Origin of the sequence: Sorangium sp. So ce204, from assembly GCF_051526795.1 — a bacterium.
Lineage (GTDB): Bacteria > Myxococcota_A > Polyangia > Polyangiales > Polyangiaceae > Sorangium > Sorangium cellulosum_B.
In genome coordinates, this window is sequence record NZ_CP150317.1 from 4,853,350 (window position 1) to 4,872,902 (window position 19,553).

The window sequence follows — 19,553 nt, forward strand, 5'->3', positions numbered from 1 at the left end:
CGTTGAGCGCGCGCATCATCCTGGTCCGTCACGGCCGCTCGGGGCACGTCCACACCGGCTGGATCGACGCCGCCGGGCTCCAGCGCTGGCGCGACGCCTACGACGCCGCGGGCCTGGCGCCCGGGGAGCTCCCGCCGCCGGCGCTCCGGCGCCTGGCGACGCAGGCGGGCGTGGTGGTCGCGAGCGATCTACCGCGCGCCCGCGCCTCGGCCGAGCTGCTCGTCCCAGGCGTCGAGATCGCCACGTCGGCGCTGCTGCGCGAGGTGGACCAGCCGTCGCCGCCGCTCGGCAACGCGCGGGCGCCGCTCGCTGTCTGGGCGCTCGCCTCCGCGCGATACGCCCACTGGAGCGCGTGGACGCTGATCGACAGGCGTCCATCCGGATCGTAGCTCCCCGCCAGCCGCGCGGGCCAACCCAGGGACTAGACCGTGCCGTCCGGCGCGCGCTGGCGGAGCGCGTCCTCCAGCGCGCGCTCGAACACCGCGCGCGACGGATGGACGGTCAGCTTCCGGATGGCGGTATTCGCGATCTGAACCCCGAAGATGACCACCCTGGATTGGAGCAGGAAGTGACCGCCCTCGACCGCATGGAGGACGGAAATCGTCGCCGCGGTCAGCCGCGTGCGCGTCACGTGCTCGTAATCGGTCATCGCCTCCCAGTCATTGAAGACCAGCACTCGGCCCTCCGCGGCGACCCGCCGCAACAACACTTCCTCGATCGCCGCGGCTCCCGCCTCCACCAGCACCCCGGTGACACACGTGACCATCAGCGCCGGCGCGGGACACCAGATCTTTACCGTGCCCTCGTTGCACCAGTGGGTCTGAAGCGGACGGGCAGGGAGCGGGACCATACAGCTGGCGGGTAGACTGGGCCGCGGGCGACCGTTCGTCGAGGACCTCGTCGCAAGATCTGCATCCAGAGGAGGAGCAGCGCAACGGGCCAGCATCTCTGCACTGTTGTGTTGTGAGGAGCCCGACCATCACGCGAAGTGAAACATTCAATTCGGGCGGCTGAAAACAACCTGTGCAGTTCGCCTGTTACAGCGACGGATTACAGCGACGGATCTTTATGCTGCCCGGGACCGAGCCCGCCTCGCTTGCGCGCGGCGCGCGCTCCGGGCAGCCCGCCCCGTCAGGGCTTCGCGGCGCCCGCCATGAACGCGGCGAACGCCTCGGCGTACTCTGGGTGCCAGCGCGACAGCGCAGGTCGGTTCTGGATCAGGTCGTCGGCCGCCCACTGCACGCGGCGCTCGTCCATCTCGCGCGTCACCGCGTTGTCGGGACAGAGCAGATAGAAGTCGCCCCGGGCCATGCCGCCGATCATCCGATCCACCACCTGATCGGCGGTCCATGCCTCCGCGGGCTTCTCCGGGCCTCGCGCGGTCATCCCGGTGAACGTGTAGCCCGGGATCAGGAGGTGCGCGGTGATCTTGCAGCCCGCCACGTTGCGCAGCTCGTGGGCGAGCTGCTCTGTCAGCACCTTCACGCCGGCCTTCGAGACGTTGTAGGCAGCGTCGCCGGGCGGGGTGGTGATGCCCTGCTTCGAGCCCGTGTTGACGATGGCGCACGGGGTGCCCTGCGCGATCATCGCCTCGGTGAACGCCTGCACGCCGTGGATGACGCCCCACAGGTTGACCTCGATGAGCCGCCGCCAGCGCTCGATGTCCTTCCACGGCTTGCCGCCGCCGCCGACTCCGGCGTTGTTCATCAGGACCGCCACCTCGCCGAACGCGTCGTAGGCGGCCTGCTTCAACCGATGCACGTCCTCGAGCCTGGCGACGTCGGTCGGCACCGCGCGCACGTCGGCCTGGCCGCCGGGCGCGGCGGCCGCGACGCGCCCGGCGGCCTCGTGCAGCGCCGGTCCGTCCAGGTCGGCGAGACAGACCTTCATGCCCATGCGCGCGAAGCGCTCGGCGGCCGCGAGGCCGATGCCGCTGGCGGCGCCGGTCACCACGGCGGCGCGGCCAGGTGTCAATGCGGGATGGTCATTCACAGCAGATCTCCGTCATGTGTTGATGGCGCGCCGCCTCTGGCGCGGCGATCGGGGCGAGCATAGGGGGCGCCGGCGGGGCCGGCCACGGCCATCCGGCGTGAAGTGACCACCTCCACGAATGGCTTGCATGTCACCGCAGCCGCTCCTACCATGCGCGCTGGCCGACAGCCGCGCAGGTGCACGATGAGCGACTCCGAGGACAGCGAGACCATCTTCCGGGTGGTCGTCAATCACGAAGAACAGTACTCGATCTGGCCGGCGACCCGTGACCTGCCGCTCGGCTGGCGTGCCGAGGGCACCGAGGGGACGCGCGCGGCGTGCCTCCAGCACATCGAGAAGGTCTGGACCGACATGCGGCCGCTGAGCCTGCGCCAGGCCATGGACGGTCAATGAACGCCGTCCCGCGCGCGCGCTCCGGCCGCCCTTGCGGCCCTTGACGGGGCGCGTCCCGCCGGCTGGAGCTCGCGCCCGGCGGCCGCTCCCCGCGTGCGTGCTCCAGCTCCAGCTCCAGGGCGCGCGCGCGCCGCGAGGCCGCCTCAGCCCGCCACCCATCCGATCATCAGTCGACCGACGGCGAGGATCACCAGCAGACTGACCGCGAAGCAGCCGAGTCCCGGGCGCTTGCCGTCATCGCCTGCTCCTGCCACCTGCAGGCTCACCGCGCCGGGAGGATCCGGGCACTTTTTTTTTACGGTGGGCACCCGCTTCCACCGCGCGGGCGCGGCTTCGCCTTCGAGCAGCGCCACAGGGGGCGTGCGCTTCACGATCGCCATCGCGCGCGCCGCCCGGCTCTCCGGAACACCCCGCCTCGACGCGCGGATCGCCGCCTCGGGCAGCCCGAACACCTCGCCGGAGCCGTACGTCCCCGCGAGGCCCTCGAGCACGCGAAGGTGCCAGTCGGCGGGGATCGCCCCGGGCAGCGCCTCGATCGCCTCCTCCGGGATCGGCGGGAACCACACGGCGAAGTGCTGGACCTGCCTTCCGGTCCAGTCCTTCCGCGCCGGATCGAGGAACCGCGTCGCCATGTAGGGAAACACGAGAGGACCTCTCGACCCGGGCTCGTCGATCTCGAGCAGGCCATAACGGAGCTCTCCGGCGCTCGCGTCGGCGTCGCCGATCATGGCCTCGAGCGCCGTGAGCCAGGCGGGGAGGGCCGGGATCTCGGGCACGCAGATGAACTCGTAGTCCCAGTGCTCGCCGCGCGTCCTCCAGAGGAGGCGCGATGTCTCGACGACGGACGCTGGCGCGGGCGCGAGCATGGCTGTCCTACTGGTTCTGGTGGTAGGCCCGCGCCCCCTCGTCGTTGCGCAGGGCCGCGGCCATCGCGCTCAGGACCGCCGTGAACGCGTCGCCCCTCCGGATCGCGCCCTCGCGGGTCTTCTGGAGCCTGTCGAGCCGCGTTGTCGCGAAGTCCTTGATCGAGACGAACCGCAGGATCTTGCTCACGATCTGGTATCGCTTCGGGAGGAAGTCGTCGAGGGAGTCGACGAACGTGACAAGATCGCGCAGCCCCTGGAAGAACGTCTCGCCAGCCGATCTCTCCTTCCGCGTGGCCTGCGCCTCGCGGACCGCGCCCTCGACGGTGCTCACAAGGACCGCGGGCGCGAGCGTGCGCACGCCGAGCGAGGTGCCCGGGTCGACCTGCGCGTCGGCGTCGACCGGCGCGGCGACCGACGAGAGCAGCATGAACCGGTGGCCGAACGCGCGCTCGGCGCGGAGCACGGCGCAGAGCTTCGCGAGCTGTTCGTCGGCGTCGCGGCACACCTCGCGCTCGAAGTCGCTCGCGCTGTACTCCGGCGGGAACAGGTCGGCCTTGCTGAGGGCGAGGATCCACTCGCGCGGGAAGCTCACCTCGTCGCCCGTGGCGGCACTGGTCCGGCGCAGCCGGTCGCACTCGTCGGCGAAGTGCTCGAAGAGCCACCGGATGTAGCTTGTCCCCTCGCTCCGGTACTTCGCGCCGTCCGCAAGGAGGATCCCCACGTGGCTCATGCCGAGCTTGAGCAGGCCCTGGCGCATCGCCTCCCGCTCTTCGGCGTCGATCGGCTCGTCCTCCCACCAGCGCCCGGGGTAGTCGTACCAGTGGATGCGGACCGCCGCCTCCGGCAGGTCCCTCGGGAAGAAGTCGAACTCGTACGCGTCGAAGCGCGTGCTGCCGTCCGGGAACCTGCCCTCTTCGAGGCGGTAGAAGCGCCCGAGGAGCTGGTTGCCCTGCGCCTTGTTGACCGCCTGGATCTTGTACGCGTGCTCGATCTGAAACGAGGGCTGCGTCTGCGCCCGGTAGAAGGCCGCCAGGAGGACCGTCTTGCCGGCGCCGGAGGCGCCGAACAGGGCGACGTGCAGATCGAGCGGCGGCATGACTACTCCTTCTCCTGCACCTCGACCTCCAACTGCCTCACGCTCGATCCGCCCCGCGTGTCGTGGACGACCGCCCACAGCGACACGCGCCCCGGCTTCGAGGGAGGCGTCCAGGTGGTCCCGTGGCGCTCGCCGGGGCCTGTGACCGCGTCGCTCACGAGGCGCCTCGCCCCGTCGAATCCGCCCCCGTCCGTGTAGTAGTCGACCCAGATCGCCTCGCGCGCGGGCGGCCCCCCGAGCCCCGTGGCCTCCACGTCCACGTCGGCGGCATCGGACGGCACGATCACGTCGATGTCGTAGGTCGTGCAGTCGCCGGCGTCCGGCTCTGCCGGGGCGCATCCCTGGGCCTTCGTTTCCGGCCGGATGCACGGCTCCACGACGGGCAGGCCGCTCTCGCCGAGCGCGACCTCCTTGTCATCCAGCTTCAGCGTGAAGGCGTCGATGGGCGGGTTCGTGTTGGCTCGCTGATCCGAGTCCTGGAAGACAAACACCTGCGTGTAGCCGACGACGAAGCTGTCCGGACCGAGCACCCTCCCGTCTTCATCGACGCACTCCAGTGGAATCCCCGTGACGTCTCCCAGCGCCGAGGACGGGTCAGCGCCTGTCAGCACCGCCGTCAGCGCTGCGGACAGCGCCGGAGTCGGCCGCATCTTGCCGGCGCACGCGGCGAACAACACGTAGGCCGACGAGTACTTCGTTCCGGTCGCGGTGTGTCCTGCGTCCTCCCGCCTGAGGATGTCGCCGGACAGCGTCCACGTAAACGACGCTGCGTTGGGCTTGCCGCTCAGCTCCGGCTCGAGCTCCTGTCGCTTGAAGAGAGCGGTCTGCTCCTCCTGGCCGCCGTTGCCGCCGCCGCCGTCGGCGCTGCCGCCGTTGCCGCCGCCGCCATCGTTGGCACCGCCGCCGCCGTCGTTGGCACCGCCGCCGCCGTCGTTGGCACCGCCGTCGCTGGAGCCGCCGCCACCTCCGCCTCCCTGCGGCGAAAGCATTGCCGCCATGTACGTGCCTATCCACTGCCCGAGGCATCCGATCTGCGCGTCCAGCCCGACAGGCGGGTTCACGCAGCCCCCGATCCACGTGACCTCGACCTTCCGCGGGTTGCCGTCGGCGTCGCCCAGCGCGTCGGCGTACGTCATCTGGAACGTCACGGGCGTGCCCCGCGCCGGGTACGGCTCGTCCGCCGTCACGGCGAGGACGCGGAGCCCCTCCACCTCGGACGACGGAGCCAGGTCGCTCCCCGAGCAGCAGGGGATGCCGAGGGCCAGGGTCGAGAGCGCGGCGAGCAGCGCGCGGCGAGAGGGCAGTCGGGTCCGTTTCATCAGAAGTCTCCTCGCAGCCCGAGCGTGGGCAGGAAGGGGAGCCCCGTCACGTACTCCCGCTTCGTGAAGTTGAAGTTGTAGCTGATGCCCTCCGCAGCCTGGTGGTTGTAGACGTTCTGCACATCCAGGTAGAGCCCGAGCTGCCATCTCTTGAATCGCCACGTCTTGTCGACGCGGACGTCGAGCTGGTGGAACAGCGGCATCCTCTCGCTGTAGTCGCCGCCGAGCGGGAAGGGCGAGTACTTGCCCGAGGAAGCATGGTAGATCGCGTTCACCCGGTTCGGATCACACCCCTTCTGCTCCGGATCGCAGACATAGGGTGTCTCCAGGTTGCCCGACACGAGGCGGAAGCGCGCGCCGACCTCCCAGCCCCGGCCGAGCTGCAGGTTCCCGAGCACGGTCAGCACGTGCGTCTGGTCCCACGGCGTGGGGTGCTCCTCCTCGCCGGGGCCGTCCGTGCGCACCGACCGCGAAAGGGTGTACGCCGCCCAGCCGAAGAAGCGGTCGTCCGGCTTGTACTTCAAGAGCACCTCGCCGCCCACCGCGTACCCGGTGCCGTCGTTGGCATATCCGTCCTTCTCCGCCGAGAAGACGACCTGCCGATCGAGCTGCTTGTAGAACCCGTCCACCGTCACGTCGATCTGCGGCGTGATCTCCTGCTCCACCCCGAGGCCGTAGTGGATGGATCGGTTCGACTTGATATCCGCGTTTCCGAACGGCTCGACGCTCTCCTGGAACTGGGGCGCCTGGTAGTAGAGGCCCACGCCGCCCTTGGCCGTCGTCCGCGGGAAGCCGCTCCGGATGTCGTAGCGCGCGTTGATCCTCGGGCTCACGTCGAGCGTGCGCGTGTCGAGCGCGTAGTCGACGCGCACCCCGGGGACGATCCGCGCGCGCGGCGAGGGGACCACCTCGAACTCGGCGTAGGCGGCCGGCCGGGAGTACGGGCCGTCGAACGACTGGTCCTGCGCGGGGAGCGTCGAGAACGGCTGGTTCGACGGGTGGCCCGCGGGCTGCCTCGTCGGCGCGTGGAGGTTGACTGTCGCGATGCCGCTCGTGAGATCGGTCCCGACGTTCATCGTGAGGAACCTGGCGAACCGGTGCGAGTACTCCAGCCGCAGGTCGAGCGAGGCCGTCGTGACGTTGAAGGAGAGGGGAGCGACCCCGAAGTCGAAGACGTCCCTGCCGAGGGCCAGCGACCAGAGGATCCTGTCCCGGTTCCCCAGGCGGTTCTCGTAGCTGAGCTGGAAGCGCTGGAAGGCGGTGTGCAGCCCGAAATCGCCCGTCAGCGCCGGCTCGTCCTCCGGCGGCTTGTCCAGGGTGATCTTGAAGGCGTCGTCCGATCCGTAGAAGCTCGCGCGCACGCGCTCGCTGGCGGAGGGGCGGCCCTCGAGGACGAACTGGTAGTCGTAGTAGACGGGCGCCTGCGTCACGCTGGAGCCCGCCTCCTTGAGCACGGGCCCGAGCCACGCGTCGACCCAGCTCCGCCGGCCCGCCGCGATGAACTTCCAGTCCTTGAGGTACGGGACGGGCCCCTCGAGGAGCACGCGCCCGTCGATGAGATCGAGCTGGACGACGCCGTGGTACTTGCCGTCCTGCTTCGGCGAGCGGAGCCCGACGTCGACGATGCCGCCCATGGCGCGGCCGTACACGGCGCTGAAATTGCCAGGGTAGAAGTCGATCTTCTCGAGCATCTCGGTCGGCACGACCGAGGAGAGGCCGCCGAAGTGGTAGATGATCGGCACCGGGGTGCGATCGATGAACGTGAGCGTGTCCTGCGGCGCGGACCCGCGCACGATGAGCAGCCCGAACCCGCTGCGCGCGACGCCGGGCAGGCTCTGCAGCGAGCGCAGCGCGTCGCCGCCGGTCCCCGGGATGCGGTCGATCTCGCGGCGCTCGAGCGTCCTCCGGGTCACCTCCCGCGGCGGGCGCTCGCCCTGCACGGTCACCTCGATGCCCTGCGGCTGGCCGTCCTTGGGCTTCGCGAGCGAGATGCGGTAGCGCACCTCGATCGCCTCGCCCTCCGCGATGTCCTCCTCGGCCGTGAACGGCTCGAACCCCGCGGCGGCGACCTCGACGCGGTACTTGCCGGGCGGGAGGTTCTTGAAGCGGAACTTGCCGCGCTGGTCGGTCTTCACGTCCTCGCGGCCGCCGTCGGGCCGGAGGAGGCTGACCGAGATGTCCGGGAGCCCCTCGCCGGTGCTCGCGGACAGGACGGTCCCGACGACCGTCTCGACGTCCGCGGGCGGCGCCGGCGCCGCCGCGCCTTCGGGCTTGGGCGTGAGCGTGAACGCGTACCGGTAGAGGATGCGCGCCGGCGCCGGCGTGCCGTCCGGCCGCCGCGCCGGCTCGAACACGAGGCCGGGCGCGGCCGCGAGCGCGGCCTCGTCGAAGCCGTGTCCGCCCGGCGTCTGGACCTCGGCCTTGGTGACGCGCCCGGTCCTGTCGATGTCGAGCTTGAGGATGACGCTCCCCTCGACGCCCGCGCGCTGGGCCTCTTCCGGGTACGCGGGCGGGGCGTACGTGATCAGCTTCGGCGGGCTGACGGCGGCGGGCTGCGCCGGCTGGGCCGTGCCCGGCTGGGGGACGACGACCGCGCCGGCCCCGCCGCGAGGAACGGAGGCCCCACCCACGTCTCCCTCGGGCGGAGGCTCGTCGGCGGGCTGCGCGCGCGCGGAGCTGGCGGTCATCGCGACCGCGAGCAGCAGCGCTTCCGAGACAGCGAGGCGCATCGCAGAGGGCGCTTTGAAAGGACGCATGTGCCTGGCGCTCTCGCACATCGAGGACGAGGGGAAAAGCCGGAACGCGCGGCCGGGATGTGCTCGGGTGGCCTGTTCGGGGCGCCTCGACGCGGGACGCGGAGGCCGATCAGCCCCCGACCTCGGCCACGAACCGGCTCACGTCGTCGGCGTCGCCCACGAGCAGCAGCGTGTCTCCATCCCGGATCACGTAGTCCGGCGTGGGCGCCTCGAGGCGCGGCTTGTCGCCGGGCAGCTTGCTCGTGTGCGGCCGCACGCCGAGCACGTTGATCCGGTACCGCTGGCGGATCTTCGAGCCGGCGAGCGTCTGCCCGACGAGCGGCCCGTGTGCGTTCCAGGGGACCACGCGGTAGTGGCTGGCCAGATCGAGCAGATCCTGGGCGAGCGGCATCGTGATGTCGGCGCCGACGCGGCGGCCCATCTCGGTCTCGATCTGGATCACGCGGGTGGCGCCCACGGCGCGCAGGATGTCGGCCTGGCGATCGGTGGCGGCGCGGGCGATCACCTCGCGCACGCGCATCCGGACCAGGGAGGCCACGCAGAGCACCGACGGCTCGAAGTGCTCGCCGAACGTCACGATGGCGGTCTCGGCGTACTGAGCGCCGATCCCCTCGAGCACCTTGTGCACCGTGGCGTCGCCGACGAAGGCGGCTGATGTCTTGTCCTTCACCGCGTCGACCGCCTCGGGGTTATTGTCGACCGCGATCACCTCCGCCCCGGCCTTCCACAGGGTCTCGACGATCGACGTGCCGAACCGGCCGAGCCCGATGACGAGGACGCTCTTCGATCTCATGGTCCGGTATCGCGCGCCGCCTCCTGGCGGCGCGGCGCCGCGAACGTCGCACGGATCCGCGGCCAGCGCCACAGATCGGAGGACCGGGGGATCCGGGGCCCGGAGCGCCCCCGATCTCCGAGGAGCGGGCGACCACCCCCGGCGTCGAGCAGGCGTCCACGGCCGAGGCGGAGGCGACCAGCGCCGCGCTCACCCGATGCCGACGCGCTCCTCCGGCAGCCGGTAGCTCCGCGTCCTCGCCTGGTTGGCGAGCGCCAGCGCCAGCGTCAGCGGCCCGATGCGGCCGATGAACATCGCCAGCGTGATGACGACCTTCCCCGGCGCGCTCAGCGACGGCGTGAGGTTCGCCGACAGCCCGACCGTGGCGAACGCGCTGACCGTCTCCAGCGCGAGGCCCATCGGGTCGTGCGGCTCCAGGGCGAGCATGATCAGCAAGAACCCCGAGACGAGCACCACGCTGAGGAACGCGACCCCCAGGGCGCGGCGCGCCGTGGCCGCCGGGAGGGTCCGACCGAGGAGACGCGGCGCCTCCTCTCCGCGCAGCTCGGCGCGCAGCGTCGCGAACAGCGCGGCGACGGTCGTGACCTTGACCCCGCCCGCGGTCGAGCCCGGCGCGCCGCCGACAAACATCAGCATGCAGGTGAGCATCCACGTCGCCGGGCCCATGAGGCCCAGATCGATCGTGTTGAAGCCCGCCGTCCGCGTCATGGCCGACTGGAAGAAGCTCGCCAGCACCGTCACGGGCCACGACAGGTCCCCCATCGATCGGCGCCGATCGAGCAGCAGGAAACCCGCGGCCCCGGCGACGAGCAGCACCGCGGTCGTGAGCAGGACGACCCGGCTGTGCAGCGACAGCCGCGGCGGCCGCTCGCCGCGGAGCCGGAGCCTGAGCCGGCGCATGAGCTCGTCGTGCACCGGGAAGCCGAGGCCCCCCAGGATCACGAGCGCCATGACCACGCCGCAGACCGCGGGCGAGCCGACCAGCGGGACGAGCCCCCCGCTGAACAGCGAGAAGCCCGCGTTACAGAACGCGCTGACCGCATGGAAGACGGCCGCCCAGAGGTGATCGCCGGCGCCGGAGAGGGGCTCCCCGGCGACGGGCCCGGAGGCGATTTCGTGGTGGGGCAGGAAGCTGAGCAGCAGGGCGAGCGCGCCCGCCGCCTCGATGCCGAGCGTGAACAGGACGATCGCGGCGATGTTGCGGCGGAGGCGGGCAAAGGACTCGGCGTCGATCATCTCGGCCATCACGGCCGCGTCGCGGAGCCTGAGCCTCCTGCCGGCGAGGATGGCGAAGAACGTCGAGAGCACCATGATCCCGAGCCCGCCGATCTGGATCAGGAGGAGCAGGACCGCCTGGCCGAACGGCGTGTACGTCTCGGCGACGTTGTGCACGGCGAGCCCGGTCACGCACACAGCGCTCGCGGACATGAACAGGCCGTCGATGAACGAGGCGTCGGCGATGTCCCGGAGCGACTGCGGCAGGGTGAGCAGGAAGCTGCCGATCAGCGTGGCGACCCCGAACGACACGGCCATGAGCCGCGCCGGGTGCTCCGCGGCGGTGGCGAGGAGCCGCTCGAGCGGCCGGCGCCCGAGCAGCCCGCCGATGGCCAGGAGGAACGCGAGCACGGTGTACGCGCGGTAGAGCGCGACGCCGCGGTTCTCCGGGTCGTCGGCCGGCTGCCAGACGAGGAGCCACTTCTCGCCGATGCACACGAGCAGCAGGCCGAACGCGAGCAGGAACAGCGCGAGCCGAGGCCGCCTGGCCTCGATCCTCGCGCCCGCGAGCGCCCTCCGCAGGCGCTCCAGCGAGACCACGGCCGCGACCCACGCGGGAACGAGCAGCGTCTCCAGCGCGGTGAGCGCCATCGAGGCGCGCGGGGTGATCGCGAACGCCAGGTCGATCCCCAGGAGGACAGCGCTGCCGACCAGGAGCGGCGCCGGCCGCATCCACGCGGCGCGCGGCCGGGGCGCGACCGCGGCCGCGCTGTCGGCCGCGGAGGGCGGCGGAACGGACTGCGCGACCAGCGAGGCGACCGTCAGTGAGGGCTCCGCGCGGTCGCCGTGATTGCCGGGCAGGTCGGCGCGCGGCGCGCGCGGCCAGGACGAGGGGGGAGGTGATGGATCCACGCGCAGCATTCACGCCGCCGCGCTGGAGGATGTCAACGTCCGCTCCGGCCGCGCGGCGAGCGGTCCGGCGCCGGGCGGGCGCGCCGATCAGGCGGCGAGGATCAGCGCGGCGAGAAAGGTCGCGTACATCGCCAGCAGCGCGGCGCCCTCCGCGCGGCGGAGGACGCGCTCGGTCCGCATCGCGATCGCCGCGAACACCGTCACCCCGCCGAGGGCGGCGAGATCGACGGCCATGCCGGCGGGAGAGCCCGCGAGCGGCCGCGCCAGGGCGGCGGCGCCGAGGATGATCAGCACGTTGAAGATGTTCGAGCCGACCACGTTGCCGACGGCGATGTCCGAGTGCCCGCGCGCGGCCGCGATCATGCTGGTCGCCAGCTCCGGGAGCGAGGTGCCCACCGCGACGATGGTCAGCCCGACCAGCCGCTCGCTCATGCCCACGCCGAGCGCCACGCCCACGGCGCCGCTCACGAACACCTTGCCGCCGAAGATCAGGAGGCCGAGGCCCACCGCCGTGATCAGCGCGAGGCGCCGCTTGCCGCGGCCCGCGGGGGCGCCGGCCCGCTCGGCGTCGATCTCCATCTCGCGGGCGGCCGCGAACGCGCTCCGCTCGTCCGGGGACGGTGGCGACGTGCGCGCCCTGGCCGCGGCGCCTCCCGGCGCGCCCCTGCGGGCGCTCTGGACGACCCACGCCGTGTACCCGACCGACGCCGCGCACAGGAGCGCTCCCTCGATGCGGCTTAGCATGCCGTCGACGAGCAGGAGCGGCACCAAGGCCGCCGTGCCCACGAGCACCGGGATCTCGCGCCAGATCAGGCCGCCCTCCACGCGGGGCGGGCAGACGAGCGCGGTCAACCCCAGGATGAGGCCGAGGTTGGCGACGTTCGAGCCGACCGCGTTGCCGAGCGCGATGGCGCCCCGGTCCTCGAGCACGGCCGCGAGGCTCACGGTCAGCTCCGGGGCCGAGGTGCCATAAGCGACCACGGTGAGCCCGACGACGAGCGGCCGCAGCCCGAACGCCAGCGCCAGGCCAGACGAGCCTTTGACCAGCCACTCGGCGCCGAGATAGAGGAAGAGCCCGCCCAGGAGGAGCTGCGTGGCGTGGAGGAGCACGGGGACGCATTATCATCCGGCGCCGTCGCGGCCCAGCAGCTTGTCCCGCCTGGTCAGTAGCTTGTCCCGCCTGGTCAGTAGATCGCATCCTGGTGCCGCCACCGCTCCGAGATCCACGCCTTCAGGTACGCGATCTCCTCCTCGTACGTCGTGAAGTCGCCGCGCCAGCTCCAGCCCTCGTAGCTCCGGTACGCCTCGCCCCACTTCGCCTCGTCCCGGCGCGCGCTCGCGTCGATGCGCGCCACGTAGCCGTCCACGATGGCCTGGATCTCGGCGTCGCCGAGCGCGCCGCGCAGGACCTCTCCGTAGCGGGCGCGCAGCGGATCGCCGATCGAGGGCTCCTCCAGGAGGCGCTGGAAGAGGAGGTTCACCTGGAGGTACTCGACGCGATCGGAGGCCGGCTGGCGCTCCGTCTCCCACGTCTGGCCGAAGCTCGCGTTGAAGTCCCACGGCGCGTAGCGGAACACGCCGCCTGCGACCGGATCGCGGTAGTGGTAGCTGTTCTTTCCGGCCGAGTCGTCGGCCATGATGAACGTGACGAAGATCCACCAGTCCTCGTAATCGCGCAGATCGATCCGTGACCCGATCTCGGCGGCGAACGCGGCCTCATCGGACGTGGCGACGAAGCTCACGAGGTCCTCCAGGTCCGCGAACGCGTCCGGCTCGCCCTCGTCCGGCGCCCCCTCTTTCTTCTCGAAGCCGTCGTGCAGCGTCTCCTTCGGCTCGCCGTTGCGCGTGGTCAGCGCGAAGTTCGCGGCGTGGCTGACCGCCTTGTAGAGGTTGCCGTCCTGCGAGTACCCGTGGTCCTCCATCAGGTAGCCGTCGACGTGATCGGCGACGGTGTAGAGCCCCGCGTACTGCCCGTCGAGGTACACAACGGCGCTGTACGTCTTGATCTGGATGTGCTCCGGATCGAGGCGGTTCCAGAGGTCGTACGCAAGGCGTTACCGGACATAGGAGTTGTCGTCGAACGTCGAGACGAGCACGACCTTGCGGCGATCGGTGAACCCGCCTGCCTCGTCGGGCTCGTTGAACTTGTCTTCCTTTGGGAACTTGAGGGTGAAGCTGTTCTTCGGATACCCGAGCGAGCTCTCGCCGCGGAGCTCCGCCTCGGCCATGTACGTGTGGCCGCGGTAGACCACCGTGGCCGGCGCGTACTCCTTCGCCTCGGGGGTCGGCGAGAGGAAGAGCACCGGCAAGCCGTACTCCTCGGGATAGCGGGCCGGATCGACGACAGGCACGTTCGACGGATCGGCAAAGGCGTCGGCGACGCCGATCTTGACGCGCCCGACCTCGGACGTCTGCGCGACGCGGATCTCGATCTCGTAGACCGCGGCCTGGTCGAGCCCGGGTGAGAACGTCACCTCGCGCGCGACAGGGTCGTAGCTGGCGCCGTCGGGGAGCGGGCCGACCTCGATCGCGCCGTCGGGGAGCGCGAGGCCGGTCGCGCACGTCACGGGGAACGTCACGGTCTCGCCCTCGAGGAGCCAGTGGGGTCCGCCGCCCGACGGCTCGCAGCGCGACCCCTCGGGGCCGGACGACCCGCCAGCGGTCGCGCCGGCGGTCGCGCCCGCGTCAGCGGGCGACTCGCCGGAGCAGCCGGCACCTTGCAAGGATCCCAGGACCAGGGCCGTCGCCAGCGGCAGGAGAAGGCGGGGGTTGCGCATGCTGGCGATCCTAGCCGAGCGCGCGCGGCTCGGCCCCCGTGCTGGATGTGCGCTGGCATCCGCACGCGCGCCGACACGCGCCTCTCCGTTCTCACGTCGCGGCCGCTCGAGGACCGCCGCCGTCCTCGTCGAGCTCGGCCCTTGACACACCGCCGACTGGCTATTAAACAATCGTTTGAAACGGTCGATTGACAGGAGCGCTCGCGGAGATGCGGCGCCTGAGCCGGCCGGGACGACAGGAGGCGTGGGATGACCAGGGGCGAAGCTGTGCGCAGGGCACGGAGCGCGGTTGTGTTCGTGCTCGGGGCGGTGGGGACGATGGGGTGTGGTGGCGACGGGGAGGCGCCCGCGTCGCCGGGGCCGGAGGTGACGTGGTTCCGGGACATCCAGCCGCTCGTGGAGCGCTCGTGCGCCTCCTGCCACGACGGCGCGGGCGTCGGCGGGGTGGCGCTGACGGACGCGGCGACGGCGCAGCGGCTGGCCGCGCTCATGTCGCTGCGGGTGAGCGCGGGGGACATGCCGCCGCCGGTGCTGGACCCGAGCTGCCGCAGCTACGAAGGCGCGGAGCGGATGAGCCTCAGTCGAGAGGAGCGCCTCCTCTTCGACGCATGGGCGCGCGACGGCGCTCCGCTCGGCGATCCGGTCGACTCGCCGCCGCCGCGGAGCCGGGCGGACACGATCGAGTCGCCCGACGCCACGCTCGAGATGCCCGAGGAGCACGAGGTCTCCCTCGACGACGACGGCAACGAGTACTTCTGCACGATCATCGACAACCCCTTCTCCGAGCCGGCCTGGATCACGGCGTTCGAGGCGGAGGTCGGCAATCCGGCCGTTGTGCACCACATGGCCGTGTACCGGGATCTCGGCGGCGACGCGGGCATCGGTTATGGCGTCGCGCCGGGGACGCGCGCGTTCCCGTGCCGCGATCCGGTCATCGAGCTCGACTGGCAGCTGCTCCACAGCTGGGCGCCCGGCGTCGGGGTGACGCGGCTGCCGGAGGGCGCCGGGGTCCGCGTCGAGCCCGGAGAGCAGCTCGTGATGCAGATGCACTATTTCGGGCGCAGAAACTCGGCTGCGCGCGATCGGTCCGGCTACCGCCTGGAGCTCTCGCGCGAGGCGCCTCGCGCCGAGGTCTACATGGATGTGTTCGGCCCGGTCCCCTTCACGATCCCCGCGGGCGCCGAGGCGCACACCGAGCGGAGCTCCGCGCCGAACGAGGGCCCGCCGCTGCTCGTGTACGGCGTCATGCCGCACATGCACGTGCTCGGCCGCTCCTACAGGGCCTGGATCGAGCGCGACGGCGGAGAGAGCGAGTGCGCCGCGCGCGGCGAGTTCGAGTTCCACCACCAGGCGCTCTACATGTTCGATGAGCCGATGCGCTGGGGGTCGGGCGATCGCTTCGTCACCGAGTGCACGTGGGACAACACGGTGGACAGCGAGGGGCAGTTCTCCCTCCCGCCGCAGGACGTGCCCTGGGGGGAGGGGACGAATCAGGAGATGTGCTTCATGATCGCTTATTTATCGAAGGAGTGATCTCCGGTGAGACTGGCGCTTACAGGTCCATGATCTCGACGTGATCCGACTCGGACGCCCCCTCCGTGATGCGCAAGAGGCCGTCGAGCAGGTGGCCGAAGACGTCGTCGAGGCTGTCGCCGCATGGCGCGCCGAGCAGCGGAACCGAGTCCCCCCAGTCCGTGACGAGCATCGTCTCGATCTCCTCCGGCGGCGGCCAGCGCAGGCTGAGGACCGCGCGCGTCCGGCCGCTGATCGCCAGGTCGTCGATCGATCGGCCCGCGAGCTCGGCGCGCGCGCGCCTGAGCTCGTCGTGGAGCCTTCGCGCAGGGAGCTTCACGCGCTGCCCGCCGAGCGCCGCGGCGGCGCCGTGGACGGTCGCGAACTCCGCGCTCGGCCGCCCGTCCTCGAGGTGGTGCTGGATGCTGTCGCGCATCAGCGCATACACGATCCAGCGCTGCTCGATCCACCCCTTCGGCCCGGAGAAGGACAGGCTCATGACAGAATTTCTAGCCTGCTCATTGTTTGAGATCAAAATAATTTGGGCCGGGCGTGCCGGTCTGGCCAGCGCGCTCGGCCCCGGGGGCCCGAGAACACGCCCGCGATCGAGCGCAGCTCCGCGGGCCCTGGCCGGCGCGCGCGGTCTTGTCGCCGCGCGCGAAGCGCTCGATGGCCCGATCGAGCGCCGCCAGCGGGGAGTGGACGCGACCCTCAGGGCTCCTGCTCGCCGTCGCTCCCCCCGCCGAACCAGCGCTGGAGCGTCCGCCGATCGACGCCGAGCAGGGCCGCCGCCCGCTGCTTCTTGCCGCCCACGCGCCGCAGGACGAGCTGCGCGTACTCGCGCTGGAGCTCGTCGAGCGTCATCAGCCGATCCGCGGCGGCATCGAGGAAATCCGGCGCGCCCCGCCGCGCGCGCACGCCCTCGGGGAGGTCGTCCGGGGAGATCCGCGCGCCGTCGCAGAGCGCCGCCGCCCGCTCGATCGCGTTCTCCAGCTCGCGGACGTTGCCGGGCCAGTCGTACGCGAGCAGGCGCTTCACCGCCGCGCCCGAGAACCCGGCGATCGGCTTGCCCGCGTTCGCGGCCGCGCGGGCCAGGAAGTGCTCGGCGAGCGGCAGGATGTCGTCCGTGCGGTGCCTGAGCGACGGGATCGCGATCTCGATCACCGCGAGCCGGTAGAAGAGGTCCTCGCGGAAGCTGCGCTCGGCGACCGCCGCGCGCAGATCGCGGTTCGTCGCCGCGATGACGCGCACGTCGACGGGCTCCGACGACGCCGAGCCGACCGGGCGGACCTCCCGCTCCTGGAGCACCCGCAGGAGCTTCGCCTGGAGCGGGAGCGCGAGCTCGCCCACCTCGTCGAGGAACAACGTCCCGCCGTCGGCCTCTTGGAACATCCCGGGCCGGTCGCTGCGCGCGTCCGTGTAGGCGCCCTTGCGCACCCCGAAGAGCTCCGCCTCGATGAGCGACTCCGGGATCGCCGCGCAGTTGACCGCCACGAACTTCCTCCCGCGACGCCGGCTCTCGCCGTGGAGCGCGCGCGCCACGAGCTCCTTGCCGCTCCCGCTCGGGCCGCTCACGAGGACCGTCGCGCGGCTGTCGGCCACGCGCCGCACGAGCGCGATCACCTCCTCGATCGCCCGGCTGCGCCCGATCATGCCCGCGATCGAGAACCGCTGCGCGACCTCCGAGCGGAGCTCGGTCAGCTCGACCGTCATCGCCCGCTGCCCGAGCGCCCGCTCCATGCGGAGCGCCATGTCCGCGGGCTGGAACGGCTTCGGCAGGTAGTCGAACGCGCCGGCGCGCATGGCGCGGACCGCGGTGTCGATCGAGCCGAACGCGGTCATGGCGATGATCGCCGTCCGGGGGTCGAAGCGCGCGATCCGCTCGATGAGCTCGATCCCGTCCATCTCGGGCATGCGCACGTCGGTCACGACGAGGTCGAACTCCCGCTCTTCGAGCAGCGGGAGCGCGAGCAGCGGCGCGGTCAGCGTCGCCGGCTCGTGGCCCATGTCGCGGGCGATGTCGGCCACGAGCTTCACCATCTCGAGCTCATCGTCGACGATGAGCACCTTCGCGCGGGCGCTCACGATCGAGCCTCCGCGCGCGCGGGCAGCGGCGCGGACGCGCCGCGCGGCAGGGTGACGCGGAAGCAAGCGCCGCCGTGGTCCGTCGGGACGAGCTCGACCGAGCCGCCCGCCTCGCGCACGATCCCCTCGACGATCGCCAGGCCGAGGCCGGTGCCGCCGCGATCGCCCTTCGACGTGAAGAACGCCTCGAAGATGTGCTCGGCGACCTCGGGAGGGATCCCGGGCCCGCGGTCCTCGACCTCGATGGCCGCCTTGCGGGCGTCGACGGTCTGGAGCCGCACCGTGATCTCGCCCCCGCGAGGTTGCGCCTGCGCCGCGTTCAGGCACAGGTTGAACGCCACCTGGAACAGGTGGTCCGCGTCGAGCACCGCGTGCAGCGGCGCCCCGTCGTGCTCGATCCGGGTCGCGACCCCGCGCTGCCGGCACTCCGGCCCGAGGAACGCGAGCACCTCGCGCGCGACCTGGGCCACGTCGCTCCCGCGGCCGAGGAGCCTCGGCGGCCGGGCGACCGAGAGCAGCCGCGCCACCACGCGGGAGATGCGCTCGGATTGCGTCGCGATCGTCTCCAGCTCGCCGCGGGCCGGCTCGGGCCACCCGGGCTGGTCGGCGAGGCGGCGGGCGCGCGCCAGGATGACGCTGAGCGGGGAGCCGATCTCGTGGCCGATCGAGGCGACCACCTGCCCGACGGCCGACAGCGCGTGCGCCTGCTGCAGCTTCCGCTCGGCGGCGGCGCGGGCGGCCTGCTCCTGCTCCAGGCGGGCGCGCGCCTCGGTGAGCGAGGCCGTCATCGCGTTGAACGCCCGCGCGAGCCGCCGGAGCTCCTCGGCGCCCGCCTCGGGCACCGTCACCTCGAGCTCCCCCCGCGCCACCCGCTCGACGCCCGCCACGATCGCGCCGGCCGGGCGCCCGACCGTCGCCCGGCTCGCGAACGCGGCGATCAACGCGACGGCGGCGAGCAGCGCGGCCCCGGCGAGCGCCAGGCCCCGGTTCGAGCTCCGCGCGAAGGCGTCCAGGTAGCGGAGCTCCCGGACGACGACGGCGACGACCGACAGACCCCGCTGCGAGAACGTGACCGTGCGGACGAGCGCCGGCCCTCCGCCGAGCGTCCGCTCCTCCTCGATCTCCGCGCCCGTCGCGAGCGCCCGCCGCGCCAGCGCCGCGAGCTCGGCCGACTCGCCGGCGATGGGATCCGTCACGAGGATCGGGCCCCCGCGCTCGTCGAACGCCGCGATCCCGAGGATGCGATCGGCCTGCGCGAGCCGCTCGATGCGCTGCTTGAGCAGCGCGACCTGGCCGCGCTCGACGGCCCCGCCGATCGCCGCCTCGACCAGGCTCGCGTGGTGGCGCAGCTCGGCCGACGCCTGGTTGCGGAGGAACTGGTGCCGCGTCGTGTGGATCGCCGCCCCGTAGAGCGCAACGGCGAGGACGATCGGCACGAGCAGCATGAGCCAAAGCTGGAGCGTCAGCCCCATCGCGCTCCGTTCCCCTAGGCTGTGCACGGCCATGCGATCCATTGTCCCAGATGCGACACGATGTCGCACCTCATGGGGCCTCGCAGGTGGAGCCCGGCGTGCTGCGCGGCTCCGGCGCGCGGCCCGCGGCTGCAGGGCCGCCGACGGCGGCGAGGAGGCGGCGGAGCGGCGCGAAAGCCGTCTTTTTCTTCATGCGCCGGCAATCAGCAACTCCCAAGCCACGCGGGCACGGATGCTGCTCTACCGCGGCCAGGCTGCCCTCGCCCGAGGGCCTCTCCGCGCAGGGCGCCCGGAACGGCTCCTGCGATCCATCCACGGCCGCTCGCCGCCTGCGCACCGGCGCGCGGGGCTCTCGCTCTGGAAAA

General features: G+C 71.9%; 16 protein-coding genes and 1 pseudogene. 3 read left to right on the forward strand and 14 right to left on the reverse strand.

Annotated elements, in window-relative coordinates:
• The first annotated feature begins 2 nt into the window (after positions 1–2).
• Complete coding sequence (locus WMF22_RS17825) at positions 3–389, forward strand: hypothetical protein (protein WP_438036480.1); 387 nt, start codon at positions 3–5, stop codon at positions 387–389.
• Between the two features lie 32 nt (positions 390–421).
• On the opposite strand, the gene WMF22_RS17830 is transcribed toward WMF22_RS17825, so the two are convergent.
• Both WMF22_RS17830 and WMF22_RS17835 read right to left on the reverse strand, forming a co-directional pair.
• On the reverse strand, positions 422–850 hold the full coding sequence (locus WMF22_RS17830) for a hypothetical protein (protein ID WP_438036481.1): 429 nt from the start codon (positions 848–850) through the stop codon (positions 422–424).
• Positions 851–1,131: 281 nt separating this feature from the next.
• A complete protein-coding gene (locus WMF22_RS17835; RefSeq protein ID WP_438036482.1) occupies positions 1,132–1,992 on the reverse strand; it encodes an SDR family NAD(P)-dependent oxidoreductase in 861 nt (286 codons plus the stop codon).
• Positions 1,993–2,175: 183 nt separating this feature from the next.
• On the opposite strand from WMF22_RS17835, the gene WMF22_RS17840 reads away from it, so the two are divergent.
• Positions 2,176–2,385 carry an MbtH family protein gene (locus WMF22_RS17840; RefSeq protein ID WP_437300257.1) on the forward strand — a complete coding sequence of 70 codons (210 nt, stop codon included), beginning with the start codon at positions 2,176–2,178 and terminating at the stop codon, positions 2,383–2,385.
• A gap of 143 nt (positions 2,386–2,528) precedes the next feature.
• Here WMF22_RS17840 and WMF22_RS17845 read toward each other — a convergent pair whose 3' ends face one another.
• The 9 genes and pseudogenes from WMF22_RS17845 to WMF22_RS17885 form a co-directional block, all read right to left on the reverse strand.
• Entirely contained in the window at positions 2,529–3,251 is a 723-nt protein-coding gene (locus WMF22_RS17845) for a hypothetical protein (protein WP_438036483.1), read from the reverse strand.
• 7 nt (positions 3,252–3,258) lie between these two features.
• Positions 3,259–4,347 carry a hypothetical protein gene (locus WMF22_RS17850; protein WP_438036484.1) on the reverse strand — a complete coding sequence of 363 codons (1,089 nt, stop codon included), beginning with the start codon at positions 4,345–4,347 and terminating at the stop codon, positions 3,259–3,261.
• 2 nt (positions 4,348–4,349) lie between these two features.
• Complete coding sequence (locus WMF22_RS17855) at positions 4,350–5,666, reverse strand: hypothetical protein (RefSeq protein WP_438036485.1); 1,317 nt, start codon at positions 5,664–5,666, stop codon at positions 4,350–4,352.
• Positions 5,666–8,395, reverse strand: coding sequence for a TonB-dependent receptor domain-containing protein (locus WMF22_RS17860; protein WP_437300261.1), 2,730 nt, complete (start codon positions 8,393–8,395; stop codon positions 5,666–5,668). Before WMF22_RS17860 ends, WMF22_RS17855 begins: the two co-directional genes overlap by 1 nt.
• Positions 8,396–8,531: 136 nt before the next feature.
• Entirely contained in the window at positions 8,532–9,215 is a 684-nt protein-coding gene (locus tag WMF22_RS17865) for a potassium channel family protein (RefSeq protein ID WP_437300262.1), read from the reverse strand.
• Positions 9,216–9,404: 189 nt separating this feature from the next.
• The gene (locus tag WMF22_RS17870) at positions 9,405–11,351 is read right to left on the reverse strand and encodes a TrkH family potassium uptake protein (protein WP_437300263.1); all 1,947 of its coding nucleotides are present in this window, start codon (positions 11,349–11,351) and stop codon (positions 9,405–9,407) included.
• 78 nt (positions 11,352–11,429) lie between these two features.
• Positions 11,430–12,452, reverse strand: coding sequence for a calcium/sodium antiporter (locus WMF22_RS17875; RefSeq protein ID WP_437300264.1), 1,023 nt, complete (start codon positions 12,450–12,452; stop codon positions 11,430–11,432).
• Between the two features lie 74 nt (positions 12,453–12,526).
• Positions 12,527–13,384, reverse strand: a pseudogene (locus WMF22_RS17880) (CotH kinase family protein); the annotation flags it as partial.
• 12 nt (positions 13,385–13,396) lie between these two features.
• Positions 13,397–14,119 (reverse strand): hypothetical protein, encoded by a 723-nt coding sequence (locus WMF22_RS17885; protein WP_438036486.1) that lies wholly within the window; start codon positions 14,117–14,119, stop codon positions 13,397–13,399.
• A 249-nt stretch (positions 14,120–14,368) separates the two neighbouring features.
• Here WMF22_RS17885 and WMF22_RS17890 point away from each other — a divergent pair, with 249 nt between their 5' ends.
• Positions 14,369–15,652 (forward strand): hypothetical protein, encoded by a 1,284-nt coding sequence (locus WMF22_RS17890; protein ID WP_438036487.1) that lies wholly within the window; start codon positions 14,369–14,371, stop codon positions 15,650–15,652.
• Positions 15,653–15,671: 19 nt separating this feature from the next.
• On the opposite strand, the gene WMF22_RS17895 is transcribed toward WMF22_RS17890, so the two are convergent.
• The 3 genes from WMF22_RS17895 to WMF22_RS17905 form a co-directional block, all read right to left on the reverse strand.
• Positions 15,672–16,130 (reverse strand): hypothetical protein, encoded by a 459-nt coding sequence (locus tag WMF22_RS17895; protein ID WP_437300267.1) that lies wholly within the window; start codon positions 16,128–16,130, stop codon positions 15,672–15,674.
• Between the two features lie 212 nt (positions 16,131–16,342).
• Positions 16,343–17,716 (reverse strand): sigma-54-dependent transcriptional regulator, encoded by a 1,374-nt coding sequence (locus tag WMF22_RS17900; protein ID WP_438036488.1) that lies wholly within the window; start codon positions 17,714–17,716, stop codon positions 16,343–16,345.
• A complete protein-coding gene (locus tag WMF22_RS17905; protein WP_438036489.1) occupies positions 17,713–19,221 on the reverse strand; it encodes a sensor histidine kinase in 1,509 nt (502 codons plus the stop codon). Before WMF22_RS17905 ends, WMF22_RS17900 begins: the two co-directional genes overlap by 4 nt.
• Between the last annotated feature and the right edge of the window lie 332 nt (positions 19,222–19,553).

Bases quoted from the DNA above. Each gene is read 5' to 3' on its own strand.
- WMF22_RS17830 (WP_438036481.1), bottom strand. From the start codon at position 850: ATGGTCCCGCTCCCTGCCCGTCCGCTTCAGACCCACTGGTGCAACGAG.
- WMF22_RS17840 (WP_437300257.1), top strand. From the start codon at position 2,176: ATGAGCGACTCCGAGGACAGCGAGACCATCTTCCGGGTGGTCGTCAAT.
- WMF22_RS17845 (WP_438036483.1), bottom strand. From the start codon at position 3,251: ATGCTCGCGCCCGCGCCAGCGTCCGTCGTCGAGACATCGCGCCTCCTC.
- WMF22_RS17850 (WP_438036484.1), bottom strand. From the start codon at position 4,347: ATGCCGCCGCTCGATCTGCACGTCGCCCTGTTCGGCGCCTCCGGCGCC.
- WMF22_RS17855 (WP_438036485.1), bottom strand. From the start codon at position 5,666: ATGAAACGGACCCGACTGCCCTCTCGCCGCGCGCTGCTCGCCGCGCTC.
- WMF22_RS17860 (WP_437300261.1), bottom strand. From the start codon at position 8,395: ATGCGCCTCGCTGTCTCGGAAGCGCTGCTGCTCGCGGTCGCGATGACC.
- WMF22_RS17865 (WP_437300262.1), bottom strand. From the start codon at position 9,215: ATGAGATCGAAGAGCGTCCTCGTCATCGGGCTCGGCCGGTTCGGCACG.
- WMF22_RS17870 (WP_437300263.1), bottom strand. From the start codon at position 11,351: ATGCTGCGCGTGGATCCATCACCTCCCCCCTCGTCCTGGCCGCGCGCG.
- WMF22_RS17885 (WP_438036486.1), bottom strand. From the start codon at position 14,119: ATGCGCAACCCCCGCCTTCTCCTGCCGCTGGCGACGGCCCTGGTCCTG.
- WMF22_RS17890 (WP_438036487.1), top strand. From the start codon at position 14,369: ATGACCAGGGGCGAAGCTGTGCGCAGGGCACGGAGCGCGGTTGTGTTC.
- WMF22_RS17895 (WP_437300267.1), bottom strand. From the start codon at position 16,130: ATGAGCCTGTCCTTCTCCGGGCCGAAGGGGTGGATCGAGCAGCGCTGG.
- WMF22_RS17905 (WP_438036489.1), bottom strand. From the start codon at position 19,221: ATGGCCGTGCACAGCCTAGGGGAACGGAGCGCGATGGGGCTGACGCTC.